The 15,186-nt window shown below is 36.6% G+C and carries 14 protein-coding genes; 4 read left to right on the plus strand and 10 right to left on the minus strand.

Going from position 1 to position 15,186, the window contains the following annotated elements; translation table 11 throughout:
- Positions 1 to 23: 23 nt before the first annotated feature.
- From MKY13_RS14120 to MKY13_RS14140, 5 genes are all read right to left on the minus strand, one after another.
- The gene (locus tag MKY13_RS14120; RefSeq protein WP_191700554.1) at positions 24 to 464 is read right to left on the minus strand and encodes a DNA polymerase I; all 441 of its coding nucleotides are present in this window, start codon (positions 462 to 464) and stop codon (positions 24 to 26) included.
- Between the two features lie 164 nt (positions 465 to 628).
- Positions 629 to 1,702: a protease modulator HflC gene (locus tag MKY13_RS14125; protein ID WP_191700555.1), complete on the minus strand. Its 1,074-nt coding sequence runs from the start codon at positions 1,700 to 1,702 to the stop codon at positions 629 to 631.
- Positions 1,699 to 2,670 (minus strand): FtsH protease activity modulator HflK, encoded by a 972-nt coding sequence (gene hflK, locus MKY13_RS14130; RefSeq protein ID WP_191700556.1) that lies wholly within the window; start codon positions 2,668 to 2,670, stop codon positions 1,699 to 1,701. The genes MKY13_RS14125 and hflK overlap by 4 nt, the downstream gene beginning before the upstream one ends.
- 246 nt (positions 2,671 to 2,916) lie before the next feature.
- Positions 2,917 to 4,455 (minus strand): ATP-binding protein, encoded by a 1,539-nt coding sequence (locus MKY13_RS14135; protein WP_191700557.1) that lies wholly within the window; start codon positions 4,453 to 4,455, stop codon positions 2,917 to 2,919.
- On the minus strand, positions 4,455 to 5,165 hold the full coding sequence (locus tag MKY13_RS14140) for a response regulator transcription factor (protein WP_191700558.1): 711 nt from the start codon (positions 5,163 to 5,165) through the stop codon (positions 4,455 to 4,457). The genes MKY13_RS14135 and MKY13_RS14140 overlap by 1 nt, the downstream gene beginning before the upstream one ends.
- A gap of 357 nt (positions 5,166 to 5,522) precedes the next feature.
- Between MKY13_RS14140 and MKY13_RS14145 the strand changes: the two genes are divergently transcribed.
- From MKY13_RS14145 to MKY13_RS14155, 3 genes are read left to right on the plus strand one after another with little or no spacing between them, the layout of a single operon-like run.
- Entirely contained in the window at positions 5,523 to 6,296 is a 774-nt protein-coding gene (locus tag MKY13_RS14145; protein WP_339213437.1) for an ATP-binding cassette domain-containing protein, read from the plus strand.
- Positions 6,297 to 6,309: 13 nt separating this feature from the next.
- Positions 6,310 to 7,248 carry a sulfonate ABC transporter substrate-binding protein gene (locus MKY13_RS14150; RefSeq protein WP_191700560.1) on the plus strand — a complete coding sequence of 313 codons (939 nt, stop codon included), beginning with the start codon at positions 6,310 to 6,312 and terminating at the stop codon, positions 7,246 to 7,248.
- Between the two features lie 11 nt (positions 7,249 to 7,259).
- Complete coding sequence (locus MKY13_RS14155) at positions 7,260 to 8,027, plus strand: ABC transporter permease subunit (protein ID WP_191700561.1); 768 nt, start codon at positions 7,260 to 7,262, stop codon at positions 8,025 to 8,027.
- A 50-nt stretch (positions 8,028 to 8,077) separates the two neighbouring features.
- On the opposite strand, the gene mdh is transcribed toward MKY13_RS14155, so the two are convergent.
- From mdh to citZ, 3 genes are all read right to left on the minus strand, one after another.
- Positions 8,078 to 9,016 (minus strand): malate dehydrogenase, encoded by a 939-nt coding sequence (mdh, locus tag MKY13_RS14160; protein WP_191700562.1) that lies wholly within the window; start codon positions 9,014 to 9,016, stop codon positions 8,078 to 8,080.
- Positions 9,017 to 9,242: 226 nt separating this feature from the next.
- Entirely contained in the window at positions 9,243 to 10,505 is a 1,263-nt protein-coding gene (gene icd, locus MKY13_RS14165) for an NADP-dependent isocitrate dehydrogenase (RefSeq protein WP_191700563.1), read from the minus strand.
- 79 nt (positions 10,506 to 10,584) lie between these two features.
- Positions 10,585 to 11,700, minus strand: coding sequence for a citrate synthase (gene citZ, locus MKY13_RS14170; RefSeq protein ID WP_191700564.1), 1,116 nt, complete (start codon positions 11,698 to 11,700; stop codon positions 10,585 to 10,587).
- Positions 11,701 to 11,961: 261 nt separating this feature from the next.
- Here citZ and MKY13_RS14175 point away from each other — a divergent pair, with 261 nt between their 5' ends.
- Positions 11,962 to 12,930 (plus strand): AI-2E family transporter, encoded by a 969-nt coding sequence (locus tag MKY13_RS14175; protein ID WP_191700565.1) that lies wholly within the window; start codon positions 11,962 to 11,964, stop codon positions 12,928 to 12,930.
- Here MKY13_RS14175 and MKY13_RS14180 read toward each other — a convergent pair.
- A complete protein-coding gene (locus MKY13_RS14180) occupies positions 12,914 to 13,303 on the minus strand; it encodes an FxsA family protein (RefSeq protein WP_191700566.1) in 390 nt (129 codons plus the stop codon). The genes MKY13_RS14175 and MKY13_RS14180 overlap by 17 nt on opposite strands.
- Positions 13,304 to 13,412: 109 nt before the next feature.
- The gene (pyk, locus tag MKY13_RS14185) at positions 13,413 to 15,173 is read right to left on the minus strand and encodes a pyruvate kinase (protein ID WP_339213440.1); all 1,761 of its coding nucleotides are present in this window, start codon (positions 15,171 to 15,173) and stop codon (positions 13,413 to 13,415) included.
- Positions 15,174 to 15,186: the final 13 nt, after the last annotated feature.

Below are 15,186 nucleotides of genomic sequence, written 5' to 3' on the forward strand. Positions count from 1 at the left end.
AAAATCCCGCGCGGTCTAAATATCTATTTAATTTTATTTTTGAACTTCACAACATGTACACTGTTTTTCTCTTCTTTATAAAAAATCTCTTCAAAAATAACTGTTAGTAAAAATGCATTTAAAAATGGAATGATGATATACATTGGCATACCACCTAAATCGTATTGCATTAATCCACGTGCAAATACCTCAACAAAACCAATTTGGGAAAAGTAAAAAATCATTCCTACTCCTACCTGCCAAATCGGACGCTTGTCCTCACGTTTTTCAAACCATAGTACTTTTTTAAACGAATTACGGACATCTTCTGCTATAAAGGCACTTAACAATAAAATCACAATAAATAAAATAGGTATATGATAAATTTCCACTTTCATGAAACTTAAATTCGTTTGATAAAATAGTGCTGTCACTGATGTTGCCATAATGAAAGCAATTAAACTATTTTGTATTTTTCTACTCAAATTTGCTCCCCCTTAATTATATTACTCACTTATTATAACAATAAAATAATAATTTGAAATAATATAATTCAAATTTTCAGTGAAGGTAAATATTGTAAAATAAATCCACCAATAAAAAAGGCTATTTAGAATGGGTTTACATTCTAAATAGCTTTTTTCTGCTTTTAATCTAATTGACCTGATAGTAATTTCGCATATGGTGAATCAGATGGAATAATAATCATTGTCTCATTACCAATTGTTTTCTTGTATGATTCCAATGTTCGGAATAAACTGTAGAACTCCGGGTCTTTCGAGTAAGCGGCATTATAAATTTGAGCTGCCTGTGCTTCCCCTTCTGCACGGATTACAGACGCTTCCTTATTTGCTTTTGCAAGTGTTACCTGTACTTCCTGATCAGTCTTTGCCTCTTTACTACGCTTTTCCGCATCCCCTTCAGACAGATACTTTTGCGCAATCGATTGACGTTCCGAAACCATTCGTGTATAAACAGACTGTTCGTTCTCCTCAGGTAAATCAGTACGGCGAATACGCACATCAATTACTTCAATACCGAAATTGGCAGATTCAATTAATTCATTGACACGTTGTGTAACACGGTCATTAATGTTCCCGCGTTTCGAATCTTTTTCATTAATAATATCTCCGTACTCCGTTTGACCGAATTCTGTACGAAGTGCCGAATAAATAAACTCCTCCATACGATTTTCCGCATTGAGCAACTGTCCTGCATTTGAGATTAACGCTTTTGGATCCGTAACACGCCATACTGTATAATTGTCGATAATAATCCGCTTTTTATCCTTCGTGCTGATCTCTTCTTCTGTCATATCATGAGTCATTAAATTTCTTGGAAGAGTCGTCACACTTTGGATGAATGGGATTTTCATATGAAGTCCCGGTTCCCTTTCGTACTTCACTACTTCCCCGAACTGACGAACTACTTTATATTCATTTTCTTTTACAATATACAAGTTCGCAACTACGACAATTAATGCAGCAAACACAACCGTTAATACAATAGCAGAAGTAACCCATTGCTTAACATTTAAAGGCTTTTTATCTTTTTTTAATGGTGTTGGTGCTTTTTTTGTATTTAAATCACCGTTATTTACTTGTTGATCTGGATCATTCGCTTTCGGGACTTTCTTTACTTCTTTCGATCCGTTTTTATTGCCGAATAGTTTTTTCACAAATTCATCTAAATCGCCGTTAAAATTATTTTTGTCGTTACTCATTCACTTTTGCTCCCTTCTTTTTTCTCTTCTGTAGAAGGTGGTGTCGTTTGCATTGGTTGAATCGGCAAGTACTTCATCGTACCGCTGCCATCATCATTCATTATATAAATTTGGGCATTCGGTAAAACTGCCTCCAATGTTTCTAGTACTAATCGTTCACGTGTAATATCTTTATTCAGGCGATATTCTTCATAAAGCTGATTAAATAATGCCACTTCACCTGTAGCTTGCTCAATACGTGAAGCCTTTTCCCCTTCCGCTTTTGAAAGAATTGCCGCTGCTTCACCAACCGCTTCACTTACACGCTGGTTTTCATACTTTTCTGCTTCGTTAATCTTTGTATTTTTTGTCTCACGCGCATCGGTAACATCTGTGAATGCTGCACGTACTTCCTGATTTGGTACTTCTACATCTTGCAGCTTTACGCCTACAACCCCAATACCGATATCGTACTTATCGATTAACGATACAAGCAACTCACGTGTTTCTGCTTCAATATCCGCTTTACCATCCGTTAATGCCTCATCGATTGTTGAGCTGCCAATGATTGAACGAATCGCACTGGATGTCGCATTATGTAAAATCGCTCGCGGCTCCTGTGAACTAAATAAGTATTTTTTCGGGTCAACTATTCGCCATTGAACAACAAGATCTGTTAAAACAATATTTTCATCACCTGTAATCATTTTTGTTTCTTTATCGAATGCTTCCACCGTACCGTCCGGATTTTGCTTATAGCCGAACTGTAAACTGTATGTTTCCTTTGATAAAATCTCTACTGCCTGTACTGGCCATGGTAATTTAAAATGAAGTCCTGAATCTTGTATTGTCTCATCCGCTTGACCAAATGTAATCACTACTGCCTGTTCCGATTCATCTACTGTATACCACGATGTCGTAACAACAATAATTGCCACAACGGCAAACAAGGCAAGTGCTACCCATAGTAATGTTCTTTTTACACTCATCGTAAAGAACCTCCTTTTTTATTTTCCTTTTATTCTACGCTCCATCTATTGTAAAAGTTTCATATTTTTTGAGAAACATAAAAAGGTAGAAGAAAATCAAAAAACCATGCAAATAGCGCAAAGCTTTTTGCATGGTCGCGTGTACCATTGTGGCATATTACCTTTTTTGAAACGGGGGTTTCTATAAAAAATATATCACCCCAATATAAAGGCTATATAACATTATTGTAAAGCTACTGTTAAGCTTTAACGTTGTAATGGCAGAAATACTTTTATGCTGGTACCTTTGCCAATTTCACTTGCTACTTGAATTTTCCCATTATGAGCTTCTATTAAATGTTTCACGATAGATAATCCAAGCCCTGTACCACCAGAATTACGGCTACGTGCACGATCCACCCTGTAAAAGCGTTCAAAAATACGTGCAATCTCTGCTTTTTCAATGCCGATTCCTTCGTCCTTCACTTCAAAAATTCCGTATTGTTCATTCGCACTAATACATAGTGTCACGGTAGTTTCTTCTTTTGAATATGCAATGGCATTATTAATTAAATTCGTAAAAATCTGCATCAATCGATTAACATCACCTAAAATAACCGCATCCTGCTCAATTTTCACATCAAATTGCATATTTTTACTTTCCAGCTGCGAACTCGTTAAATCAACAACCCGCACTAAAATATCCTGAAGCTTCGTTGGGGTCACATCAAGCGTAAAGCCGTGGCGCTCAATTTTGGATAGCTCGAGTAAGTCATTAACAAGAACCTGAATTCTATTGCTTTCATCGTAAATGATATTCAAGAAAGAAAGCAACATTTGCTCGTCTTTAAACGCTCCATCCAGAAGGGTTTCCGAAAAACCTTTAATCGATGTAATCGGTGTACGCAGCTCATGGGATACATTCGCCACGAAATCTTTTCTAATCTGCTCCAATCTTACAAGCTCACTTACATCATGCATGACTATAACTACACCTAGCCAACGACCGTGCTCACCAACAACAGGTGCCCCATATACTTGCTCATAATATTCTTCGTCAGCAATTTCCATTACAAGCTGCTGGCGATATGGCAATTCCGTTAAAAACACATGGTCGATAAATTGCTCCAGTTCCTTTGGTAATCCTAGCATCATGAAATTTTTACCGATAAGCTGTTCTGTGGGGAGCTCGAAAAGTGTTTGGAACTTTTTATTAACAATAGAAATGTTCCCTTCACGGTCTATCATCATTAGCGCACTACCCATATTTTCAATTAATGTCTTTAAACGTTCTTCCTCGATTGCCCGCGTCTTCGTTATATCCTGTAAATTGCGTGCTAAAATATTGATTGAATTTCGTAATTCCACAATTGTTTTTGGTCCATTTGCAAAAGCCCGCGCCCGATAGTTGCCTTTCGATAACTCCAGTGCCGTCTTTGTAATATTGATAATCGGCGTTATAAAATTACTGGCAACGCGATGAGCCATAAAACCCGTTATAATAAATCCACCTAATAACATTGCCGCTATAAGTACATACATTTTTTGCTTAATATCTATTAAAGACTCTGCCTCAACATCAATCCTAGAGGCATCTATAATAGCTTGTTTTTGACTTGCCGTTAGCTCAATCTGCTGTTCCTCTACTATCTGTGCTAATTTGTTTTCTGAGACATTTGTCGCTTCGTTAATATATTCATCAATAAAAAAAGGAAAAAGCTGCCCTATGAACAGCCCTAGAACAGCTAAACTTGATCCAATAACAAAAATAAACGAATAAAACAAACGATTTTTCATTCCGTTCATTATTTTTTTGGCTCCTCAAATTTATATCCTAAACCACGAATTGTTTTAATATAAAGTGGTTTACGACTATTTTCTTCAATTTTATCTCGAAGATGGCTAATATGGACGTCTACAATACGTGTATCTCCTGCAAAATCATAGTTCCAAACAGCACTAAGTAATTGATCACGTGTTAATACCCGATTTTTATTTTCAAGTAAGTATACTAGTAATTCAAATTCTTTCGGTGTGAACTCCAAAGATTCTTCATCAATAAATGCTTCAAATCGCTCCGGGAATACTCTTAAATTTCCAAACGAGTATACGACTTCATTTGTCTCAATTGCCTCTTCTACAACTGGTCCTGAAAAACGTCGCAATACAGCCTTAACACGTGCGATTACTTCTCGAGGGCTAAATGGTTTAGTCATGTAGTCATCTGCACCCAGCTCTAAACCTAATACTTTGTCGAATTCATCATCTCTAGCTGTTAACATAATAATTGGTATATTTATGCGTAAACGTCGTAATTCTTTACATACTTCCACACCATCAAGTTTCGGCAGCATTAAATCCAGTAATATTAAGTCTGGTGCTTGCTGAACTGCCGTATCAAGCCCAGCCTGACCATCATGTGCTAAAAGAACTTCAAAGCCAGCTTGCTCCAAATTATATTTCAATAATGTTGCGATTGGCATTTCATCTTCTACTACTAAAACCGTTTTAACCATTTTAAGTTCCTCCAAATCGATTTGAAACCCCCATCTCAAAATCAATTTTCCATGTGGTTGACTATCAACTATTTCTATAATTATGTACTGCTTAGAAGCACTATCTTCATAGTAGCAACTTTTTTTGAAAAGTACAATTATTCATATGTGAAGACATCATTTTACTGACTAGAATTTCATATACCTTATTATTTCGATAGGTAAAATAACATTTCTTATTGACCGAATATTTGTTATTATGTTAACATTTAGAAAATTATTTATATGCGCACGGAAGATAAGCGTATGTAAATTTTTTTAATATTAATTCCGAGTATTTCAATATGTTAAGTATAACAATAGAAAGCAGGTGCTTCCATGGCAAATGGAATCAATATTGAGTTAATTAATTTAACGAAAAGTTTCGGTGAAAAAGAAGTATTAAAGGATATTAACTTAACAATCCCCGCTGGACAATTTGTCGCAATTGTCGGGAAAAGTGGTTGCGGAAAGAGTACGCTTCTACGAATCATCGCAAATTTAGATCAAAAAACAGCTGGCGAATCTTTAAAGAACGGGATTCACCAAGATGATTTCTCAGGCGTTCGCGTCATGTTTCAAGAGGATCGATTACTCCCATGGCTGTCTGTTTTAGAAAATGTCGGGGTTGGCACAGAGTTGAAAAAGGATTGGCAACCGCTCGCATTAGAAGCGCTTGAACATGTTGGGTTAAAGGACCGCGCTAAAGAGTGGCCACATGTATTGTCAGGTGGGCAAAAACAAAGGGTTGCACTAGCGCGTGCACTTAGTGCAAAACCAAGACTCTTGTTATTGGATGAGCCGCTCGGGGCATTGGATGCTCTTACACGATTGGAAATGCAAAATCTAATCGAACAATTATGGTTAAACCAAAAATACACTTCGTTGCTCGTGACACATGATGTGGCAGAAGCAATTACATTGGTGGATCGAATTATTCTAATAGAAGACGGGATTGTAGCACTGGATTTGCCAGTTAACCTTCCCCGCCCTAGAACACGCTCAAATCCAAAATTTGCGGAGCTAGAGGAAATACTGCTTCAACAGTTATTAGGACAACAAATAAAAACAGAATCACCAACTAAACAAAAACAATTACAAGCAATTATTTGAGGAGGTATTACTAATGAAAAAACTACTCTCTATCTTTTTTCTCTTAACTCTATCCATTATTTTAGTCGGGTGCTCAGCATCGAATGCAGAAAATAAAAAGGTGCGAATTGGCTACCAAAAAAACGGTACAACATTATTATTAAAAGCGAATGGTGAACTTGAATCACGTTTAAAGGAATTAGGTTATTCAGTGGAATGGTCTGAATTCAATACGGGCAGTTCAATTCTAGAAGCATTAAACTCCGGAGCTATTGATTTTGCCAATGCAAGTGATGCCCCATCAATGATGGCATTATCAAAAGGAATGAATTTCAAATACATCGCAGGTGAAGAATCTTCTCCACAATTCGAGGGGATTTTAGTAAAAAATGACAGCCCTATCCAATCAATAGAACAATTGAAGGGAAAAAAGATTGCGTACAATAAAGCTTCCATCTCCGAATATTTATTAGTTACTGCTTTGGAAACAGTTAATCTGACACTGGATGATGTAGAATCTGTTATTTTAAGTCCTGCAGATGCGACTATTGCATTTCAAAACGGTGAGGTTGATGCCTGGGTTACTTGGGATCCGTATATGACGGTTTCCGAAAGTAAAGGCAATCAAATTTTAGCTACAGGAGAAGGCATTGTGGAACACCGCGGATTCTACTATGCATCTGATAAATTTATTGAATCCAATAAAGATGCTGTCGTTGCCTATGTGGAAGAATTATCTAAAGTCGGTGAAGCTATTGATACTGATTCAAGTGATGCAGCAGAAATTCTTGAAGAGAATACAGGTATCGCCGCAGATGTTTGGGTAACAAGCTTAGCCCGACGTTCATCTGTTGCTACTTATTTGGATGAAGATGCACAAGCAGATTTACAAAGATTAAATGAAGATCTTTATGACATTGGATTAACAACTAATCTTGTAGAAAATCTTGAAAACTATATTTGGAAACCATAAGAGGTGAGTAAATGAAGAAGAAAAAATGGATTCATTTGATTGAGCCGTGGATCATTCCTATTTTAATTATTATCATTTGGGAAGTATCAAATAAAACAGGCATCCTTGCCAATACAATATTACCTGCCCCCTCTGATGTAATAGCAGCAGGTTATCAACAAGCAGCTTCAGGGGTTCTGTTTGAACATCTTCAAATCAGTACAACACGTGCTTTAATCGGGTTTCTGATCGGCGGAAGTATTGCTTTTATTATCGGTATTTTGAATGGGATTGTTCCATTCGCACAGCGGTATTTAGATACAACTATTCAAATGCTGCGAAACATTCCGAATTTGGCACTCATTCCATTAGTTATTATTTGGTTTGGTGTAGGCGAAGAAGGAAAAATCTTTTTAGTGGCAATAAGCGTTTTTTTCCCTATTTACGTCAATACGTACCACGGAATCCGTAATGTAGATCCGCGGTTAATCGAAATGGGGAAAATATATAATCTTTCGAAATACAAACTGTTTTTTAAAGTAATTATTTTAGGAGCAATGCCATCGATATTAGTCGGTATTCGCTATTCATTAGGAATAATGTGGCTTACTTTAATTGTTGCAGAAACAGTAGCGGCAAGTTCAGGTATCGGTTATATGTCAATGAATGCACGTGAATATATGCAACTTGATATTGTTGTATTGGCAATTATTTTATATGCCATTTTAGGAAAAATTGCAGATTCTATTGCAAAACTATTAGAGAAAAAATTATTAAAATGGAATCCCGTGTACCAATAAAAAAATGAAGGGCTTCGGTATAAACTACCGAAAGCCCTTTTTGCTTTATATTATTTCAATGCTTTCATAACGTCTACAACTGCATCCGCAGAATGATCCAACGCTGCTTTTTCATCATCTGTCAGTTCCAGCTCATAAATTTTTTCAATTCCATCGGCACCTAATAATGTTGGTACGCCTAAATAAATGCCATTATAACCATATTCACCTTCTAAGTAGGCGATTGCTGGCAAAATTCGCTTTTGATCCTTTAAAATCGCTTCCGCCATCTCCACCATTGCAGCTGCCGGTGCGTAGTACGCAGAACCGTTTCCTAATAGATTAACAATTTCTCCTCCACCAACACGTGTACGCTGTACTATTTCCTCTAAACGATCCGCTGGAATCAAGCTATGTAAAGGTACCCCTCCAATGGAAGCATATCGCGTTAATGGAACCATTGTGTCACCATGACCGCCTAATACTAAAGCCGAAATGTCTTTTACCGAAACATTTAATTCCTCTGCAACAAACGCGCGGAAACGAGCAGTGTCCAATACACCCGATTGACCAATGACACGAGTTTTCGGGAACCCCGATTCTTTAAACACTGTATAAGTCATCGCGTCTACAGGGTTTGTTAAAACGATAATAATTGCATTTGGAGAAGTGTTTGCAATTTCCTTTGCTACAGTTTTCATTACACCTTGATTAATTTGAACTAAATCATCACGACTCATACCCGGCTTACGTGCAACACCCGCAGTAATTAATACGATATCCGAGTTAGCTGTATCCTCATAAGATGATGTACCTGTCACATATGAATCAAATCCTTGAACAGGGGCTGCTTCCCACATATCCAATGCTTTTCCCTTTGTAGGATTTTCAGCTGCTGGAAGGTCTACTACTACAATATCGCCCAATTCTTTTTGTGCAGCTAAAAATGCTGCTGTTGCTCCGGTAAATCCACTACCAATTACTGAGATTTTTTTGCGTTTAAGTTTCATTATGAATCGCTCCTTTAGAATAATAATCTTAGCATCATAAAAATATGTACAAAAAAGGGAGAAAACATTACGCTCTCTCCCTTTTGTAACTATTATTAATTTTGGAACGAACAACTTATAAAGTCAATTATTACCTCTATCATTTTGAAATTATTAGAACAATACTATTCATTACTAAACAATTTGTTCATAATTTCACATATAAAGGTAAAAAATTAAGCTTTAATTAGAAGTTTTCGATTAATTTTGTAGCGAATTCAGAACATTTAACTTCTGTAGCGCCATCCATTAAACGTGCGAAGTCATAAGTTACATATTTAGAAGAGATTGTTTTCTCTACAGAATTTGTAATTAAGTCCGCAGCTTCTTGCCATCCTAAGTGCTCAAGCATTAATACGCCTGATAATAATACTGAAGATGGGTTTACTTTATCTTGACCAGCATACTTAGGTGCAGTACCATGAGTAGCTTCAAAAATAGCGTGTCCAGTTAAGTAGTTAATGTTAGCACCTGGAGCGATACCGATACCACCAACTTGAGCAGCTAATGCGTCAGAGATGTAGTCACCATTTAAGTTCATAGTAGCTACTACGTCGAACTCATTTGGACGAGTTAAAATTTGTTGTAAGAAGATATCAGCGATAGAATCTTTAATTAAGATTTTACCAGCAGCTAATGCAGCAGTTTGTGCTTCGTTAGCAGCAGCTTCGCCTTTATCAGCTTTGATAGCATCGTATTGGTTCCAAGTGAATACTTTGTCGCCGAATTCAGCTTCAGCTACATCGTAACCCCATTGTTTGAATCCACCTTCAGTGAACTTCATGATGTTACCTTTGTGTACTAAAGTAACAGATGGTTTGTTGTGTTGGATAGCATATTCGATAGCAGAACGTACTAAACGCTCAGTACCTTCTTTAGATACAGGTTTGATACCTAAACCAGAAGTTTCTGGGAAACGGATGTTTTTAACACCTAGTTCGTTTTGTAAGAATGCTAATAATTTCTTTTGCTCGTCAGAACCAGCTTTGTACTCGATACCAGCATAGATATCTTCAGTGTTTTCACGGAAGATTACCATGTTTACGTCTTCTGGACGTTTAACTGGTGAAGGTACACCGTCAAAGTGACGAACTGGACGTAAGCATACATATAGGTCTAACTCTTGACGTAATGCTACGTTAAGTGAACGGATACCGCCACCGATTGGAGTTGTTAAAGGACCTTTAATAGCGATTAAGTATTCGTTAATTTTTTCTAAAGTTTCTTTTGGTAACCATTCACCAGTTTGGTTGAATGCTTTTTCACCAGCTAAAACTTCTAACCATTCGATTTTCTTTTCACCGTTATAAGCTTTTTCTACAGCTGCGTCGATTACGCGAGATGCTGCTGCCCAGATATCTGGACCGATACCGTCACCCTCGATGAAAGGGATTACTGGATTGTTTGGAACGATTAAAGAACCGTTTTCTACTACGATTTTGTTAGTCATTGGAAATTTGCCTCCTAATAATCATAAATCTAGGACTGTGTCAATTCACAGTCCTAGATATTTTAACATACTTTTTTAATTAGCGCTCGTTAATTGGTACGTATTTTTGCATATCTGGACCAACATATTCCGCACGAGGACGGATTAGGCGGTTGTTTGCATACTGTTCTAAAATGTGCGCTACCCAACCTGAAGTACGAGAAACTGCAAAGATTGGTGTGAATAAGTCATGCTCGATACCTAAAGAATCATATACTGATGCTGAGAAGAAGTCTACGTTTGCAGGTAATTTCTTTTGTTCAACAATCATATCGTGAATCTTAACTGACATATCATATAATTCTGGTTTACCAGTTAACTTAGTTAACTTTTCAGACATTACACGTAAGTGAGGTGCACGTGGGTCTCCACCACGGTATACGCGGTGACCGAAGCCCATGATTTTTTCTTTATTATCTAATTTGTTTTGTACCCAAGATTCAACTTTATCGATAGAACCGATTTCAGTTAACATTTTCATAACTTGCTCGTTCGCACCGCCATGTAATGGACCTTTTAATGCGCCGATTGCTGAAGTTACGCCTGAATATACATCAGATAATGTAGCAACACATACACGAGCTGTGAATGTAGAAGCATTTAATTCGTGGTCAGCGTGTAAGATTAACGCTTTATCGAATGCTTCAATTTCGATTGCTGCTGGTTCTTCACCTTTCAGCATATATAAGAAGTTTGCTGCATAACCTAATTCTGGTTTTGGAGCAACTGGTTCTTTACCTTGACGTACACGTGCAAAAGTAGTTACTACTGTACCAATTTTTGCTTGTAAACGGATCGCTTTACGGTAGTTAGCTTCCGCATCCATAACGTCTGCTTCTTCATCAAATGCACCAAGCATTGATACAGCAGTACGTAATGCAGCCATTGGGTGTACTGTGTTTAATGGCATAGATTTGAATAAATCTGTAATTGCCGCCGGGATATCCATGTTGTTAGCTAATTCTTGTTTTAAGTTAGCTAATTCTTCAGCGTTTGGTAAACGTGTGTTCCATAATAAGAATACTACTTCTTCAAAAGTTGCATTGTTAGTAAGATCGTCGATTCCATAACCTACGTATGTAAGTGTATCATCGATAATTGAAGAAATTTTTGATTCTGCTGCTACGATACCTTCTAAACCTTTAGTTGCTGACATAAAAATCGCTCCTTCACTTAATAAATTAATTTTGTAAGTGCTTTCTTTTCAGTCTATTAAAAAGAGGCACACTCATATCGTTCTGCTCAGTTGAACCTATAAGTAAATCGCTTACATATTTCATTATAATAAATTTTGACGTCTTTGTGAATGAATTACTCGGATTTTAAGAAAAATTAGCATAGATGATAGATTTAGCGCATGAGAGAGAATTTATCGTTAACAACGAGATATATATGGCATAATTTAGGAGTGGTATAAGTGGATTATACAAATAAACCAAATCAATTGCTAGTGAAAAGTAGGAATATTATCATTCTACTACTTTATTTTACCCTTTTTTATTTCATACCGCCTATAATTTTCGGACTATTTTTTGCTTATTTATTATTTCCTGTCTTCATCTTTTTTAAGGAACAGTTTAAACTACCGTTTTTTCTTGTTGTAATTATTTTATCTGTTTTTATATTTGCAGTAGTGGTATCGATTATCTTATTGCTTATCCATAGCTTCATAACATTACTACCTGTCATCCAATCAACACTTCTATCTTTGGAAGACAATTATATTAAACATCCCCTGCTTCCGTTTATTATAGAAAAACTCCAAAATTTTTTAAATGAATTTTTATTTTTGATTGTTACTATGTTGAAAAATAGTTTTCAATCGTTGTTTGAATTTTTTATATTCGTTGTAACATTTTATTTTGCCTTATTTGAAAGCTATAAAAATAGACTATGGTTTTTTGCTTATATTCCTAAAGCATATCGAGATGCCTGGTCACGATATTTTCAAAAAGGAATGGAGCTTATTGGAAGCTTTATCGTTGTAGAATTGCAGTTATTTACTATAACGTTTCTGCTTCTTTGTGGTTCTTTTTACTTTTTAAATTTTGAATCATTTATTATAAAAGCATTTTTAATTGCTGTAGCAGACTGCTTGCCTTTTTTAGGTATCGGTATTTTCTTAATACCAGTCGCCATTTATTATTTTATTATCAGCAATCCACTTATGGGAGCAACTATTATAGGCATTTACTTTATTGTACAAACAATAAGACAGCTAACTGAATCGATGCTTTGGTCCCATACATTGCATTTACGTATGATCCACACATTTTTAATCAGCGCTGCCTCAGTCTTATTATTTGGTTTTTATGGAATTATCGTCAGCCCAATACTTTTGATGATTGCTATTAAATTAAAGCAGCATCCTACCTTTGCAAGATGACAACCTGTCCTTTTTTCATTCTTTTGCGTAAAAAATAGAAAATTACAGGTTTAAATAACTTTCTTGTAATGCCCAATATGAAAAGCAAACCAATAATATCTGTAATAAACCCTGGTAATGCTAATAAGGCACCACCTATAAAAATCATGAATGTTTCAATCATCGCAACTGCAGGAGGTTGTCCTTGCTGCAAACTCTTCTGAATATCCTGGACAGATTTTGTTCCACGTTGTTTTGCAATAAGCAGCCCAACTACAGAAGTGGAAATGATTAAAAGTAAAGTATATAAAACACCGATTGCATTCCCAATTACGATAAACAAGGCAATTTCAGCGAATACAAGTGCGAGTAATCCAAATAAAAATTTCTTCATTAAAAAAGCCCCCTCTTCTACTATTTAATACGTTTAAGGAGTGAAAAAGTTTCAAAATAAAAGCTACTCATGTAAGTTTACACTTATTTGAGTAGCTCCATTTATCTTATTATAGAACGCTTGCATGTCCTTTATAAATGACACCTGTTTCAGCATCCATTGTAATTTCCTGACCGTGGCGAATTAATGATGTAGCTTCTTTCACTCCGACAATTACCGGAATTCCTAAGCTTAAACCAACTACTGCGGCGTGCGATGTTAAGCCGCCTTCTTCTGTAATAATACCTGCACAGTTTTCTATTGCTGGCATCATTTCACGGTCTGAACCAACTGTTACAATGATTGCACCTTCTGTATCATAAGTTAAAGCTTCGCCTGCATTTTTTGCGACAATTGCCTTACCGACTACAGAAAATCTTCCAATACCTTGCCCACGAGCTAATAGGTCCCCAATTACGTGAACTTTCATTAAGTTTGTTGTACCTGCTTCTCCTACTGGAACACCTGCTGTAATGACAACAACATCTCCATGGCTAACATATTCATATTGCAATGCTTCGTCTACCGAAAGCTCCAAAATTTCATCTGTCGTCGAAACACGTTGCGTTAAAATTGGTCTTACACCCCAAACTAACGTTAATTTTTGAGCTGTCGAAGGTTGGCTTGTTACAGCAATAATGGATACACCCGGACGGTATTTTGCAATCATTTTAGCAGTATTTCCACTTTCTGTTGGAGCTAATACGGCTTTTACACCAAGATTAATTGATGTGTAGGCAACAGCTTGAGAAATAGCTTCTGTCATGTTCGCTTCTTTTTCGCGACTACGTTGTGCTACAATTGCTCGGTAATCTAGCGCATTTTCTGTACGGTTAGCAATTTTGTTCATCGTTGCTACCGACTCTACAGGATATAAACCTGCTGCCGTTTCTCCTGAAAGCATAATTGCATCTGTACCATCCATGATTGCATTGGCAACATCGGATGCTTCAGCACGAGTAGGACGAGGATTACGTTGCATAGAATCTAGCATTTGAGTAGCCGTTATTACAGGTTTACCCACTTGGTTACATTTACGAATTAATGATTTTTGTACTAACGGTACTTCTTCTGCTGGAATTTCTACACCCAGATCCCCACGCGCTACCATTAAACCATCAGAAACTTCGATAATTTCATCAATATTATCTACGCCTTCCTGGTTTTCTATTTTAGGAATGATTTGAATATGGCTTCCTTCATTTTGTTCCAGTAACTCACGGATTTCCAGAACATCCTTCGCTGTACGTACGAATGAAGCAGCGATAAAATCAATACCTTGGTCAATACCAAATAGAATATCGGCTGCATCTTTATCCGTAATACCTGGTAATTTGACAGATACGCCCGGTACGTTAACACCTTTTTTATTTTTCAAAACGCCGGCGTTTTCAACGATTGTATGGATTAATCCTTGTTCCAAGTCTTTAGCCAACACACGCAGTTCAATTAAACCGTCATCTAATAAAATTTTATCATTTTGGTCAACGTCTTCTATTAACTGGTCATAAGTCACCGAGAAGCGTGATTCATTCCCCAACACTTCTGTCATTGAAATATCGATAACTTGTCCTGAAACTAGGTGAAGCTCTCCGTTTTCCATCGAATGTGTTCTAATTTCCGGACCTTTTGTATCCAATAATATTCCTACCGGTTGTTTCTTGCGTTCAGATGCATCGCGAATAGCTGCAATACGTGCAGCATGTTCTTCATGGTTTCCATGTGAAAAGTTCAAGCGTGCCACATTCATACCTGCTTCGATTAACTTATCTAACATTTCTGGTGATTCACTTGCTGGTCCAATCGTACAAACAATTTTAGTTTTTCTCATAGTTTCGTCATCT

The sequence above is a fragment of the Solibacillus sp. FSL W8-0372 genome (assembly GCF_037969735.1).
Taxonomy (GTDB): Bacteria; Bacillota; Bacilli; order Bacillales_A; family Planococcaceae; genus Solibacillus; species Solibacillus faecavium.

Bases quoted from the DNA above. Each gene is read 5' to 3' on its own strand.
- MKY13_RS14125 (WP_191700555.1), bottom strand. From the start codon at position 1,702: ATGAGTAACGACAAAAATAATTTTAACGGCGATTTAGATGAATTTGTG.
- MKY13_RS14180 (WP_191700566.1), bottom strand. From the start codon at position 13,303: ATGAAGAAATTTTTATTTGGATTACTCGCACTTGTATTCGCTGAAATT.
- icd (WP_191700563.1), bottom strand. From the start codon at position 10,505: ATGACTAACAAAATCGTAGTAGAAAACGGTTCTTTAATCGTTCCAAAC.
- MKY13_RS14145 (WP_339213437.1), top strand. From the start codon at position 5,523: ATGGCAAATGGAATCAATATTGAGTTAATTAATTTAACGAAAAGTTTC.
- mdh (WP_191700562.1), bottom strand. From the start codon at position 9,016: ATGAAACTTAAACGCAAAAAAATCTCAGTAATTGGTAGTGGATTTACC.
- hflK (WP_191700556.1), bottom strand. From the start codon at position 2,670: ATGAGTGTAAAAAGAACATTACTATGGGTAGCACTTGCCTTGTTTGCC.
- MKY13_RS14140 (WP_191700558.1), bottom strand. From the start codon at position 5,165: ATGGTTAAAACGGTTTTAGTAGTAGAAGATGAAATGCCAATCGCAACA.
- MKY13_RS14135 (WP_191700557.1), bottom strand. From the start codon at position 4,455: ATGAACGGAATGAAAAATCGTTTGTTTTATTCGTTTATTTTTGTTATT.
- MKY13_RS14150 (WP_191700560.1), top strand. From the start codon at position 6,310: ATGAAAAAACTACTCTCTATCTTTTTTCTCTTAACTCTATCCATTATT.
- citZ (WP_191700564.1), bottom strand. From the start codon at position 11,700: ATGTCAGCAACTAAAGGTTTAGAAGGTATCGTAGCAGCAGAATCAAAA.
- pyk (WP_339213440.1), bottom strand. From the start codon at position 15,173: ATGAGAAAAACTAAAATTGTTTGTACGATTGGACCAGCAAGTGAATCA.
- MKY13_RS14155 (WP_191700561.1), top strand. From the start codon at position 7,260: ATGAAGAAGAAAAAATGGATTCATTTGATTGAGCCGTGGATCATTCCT.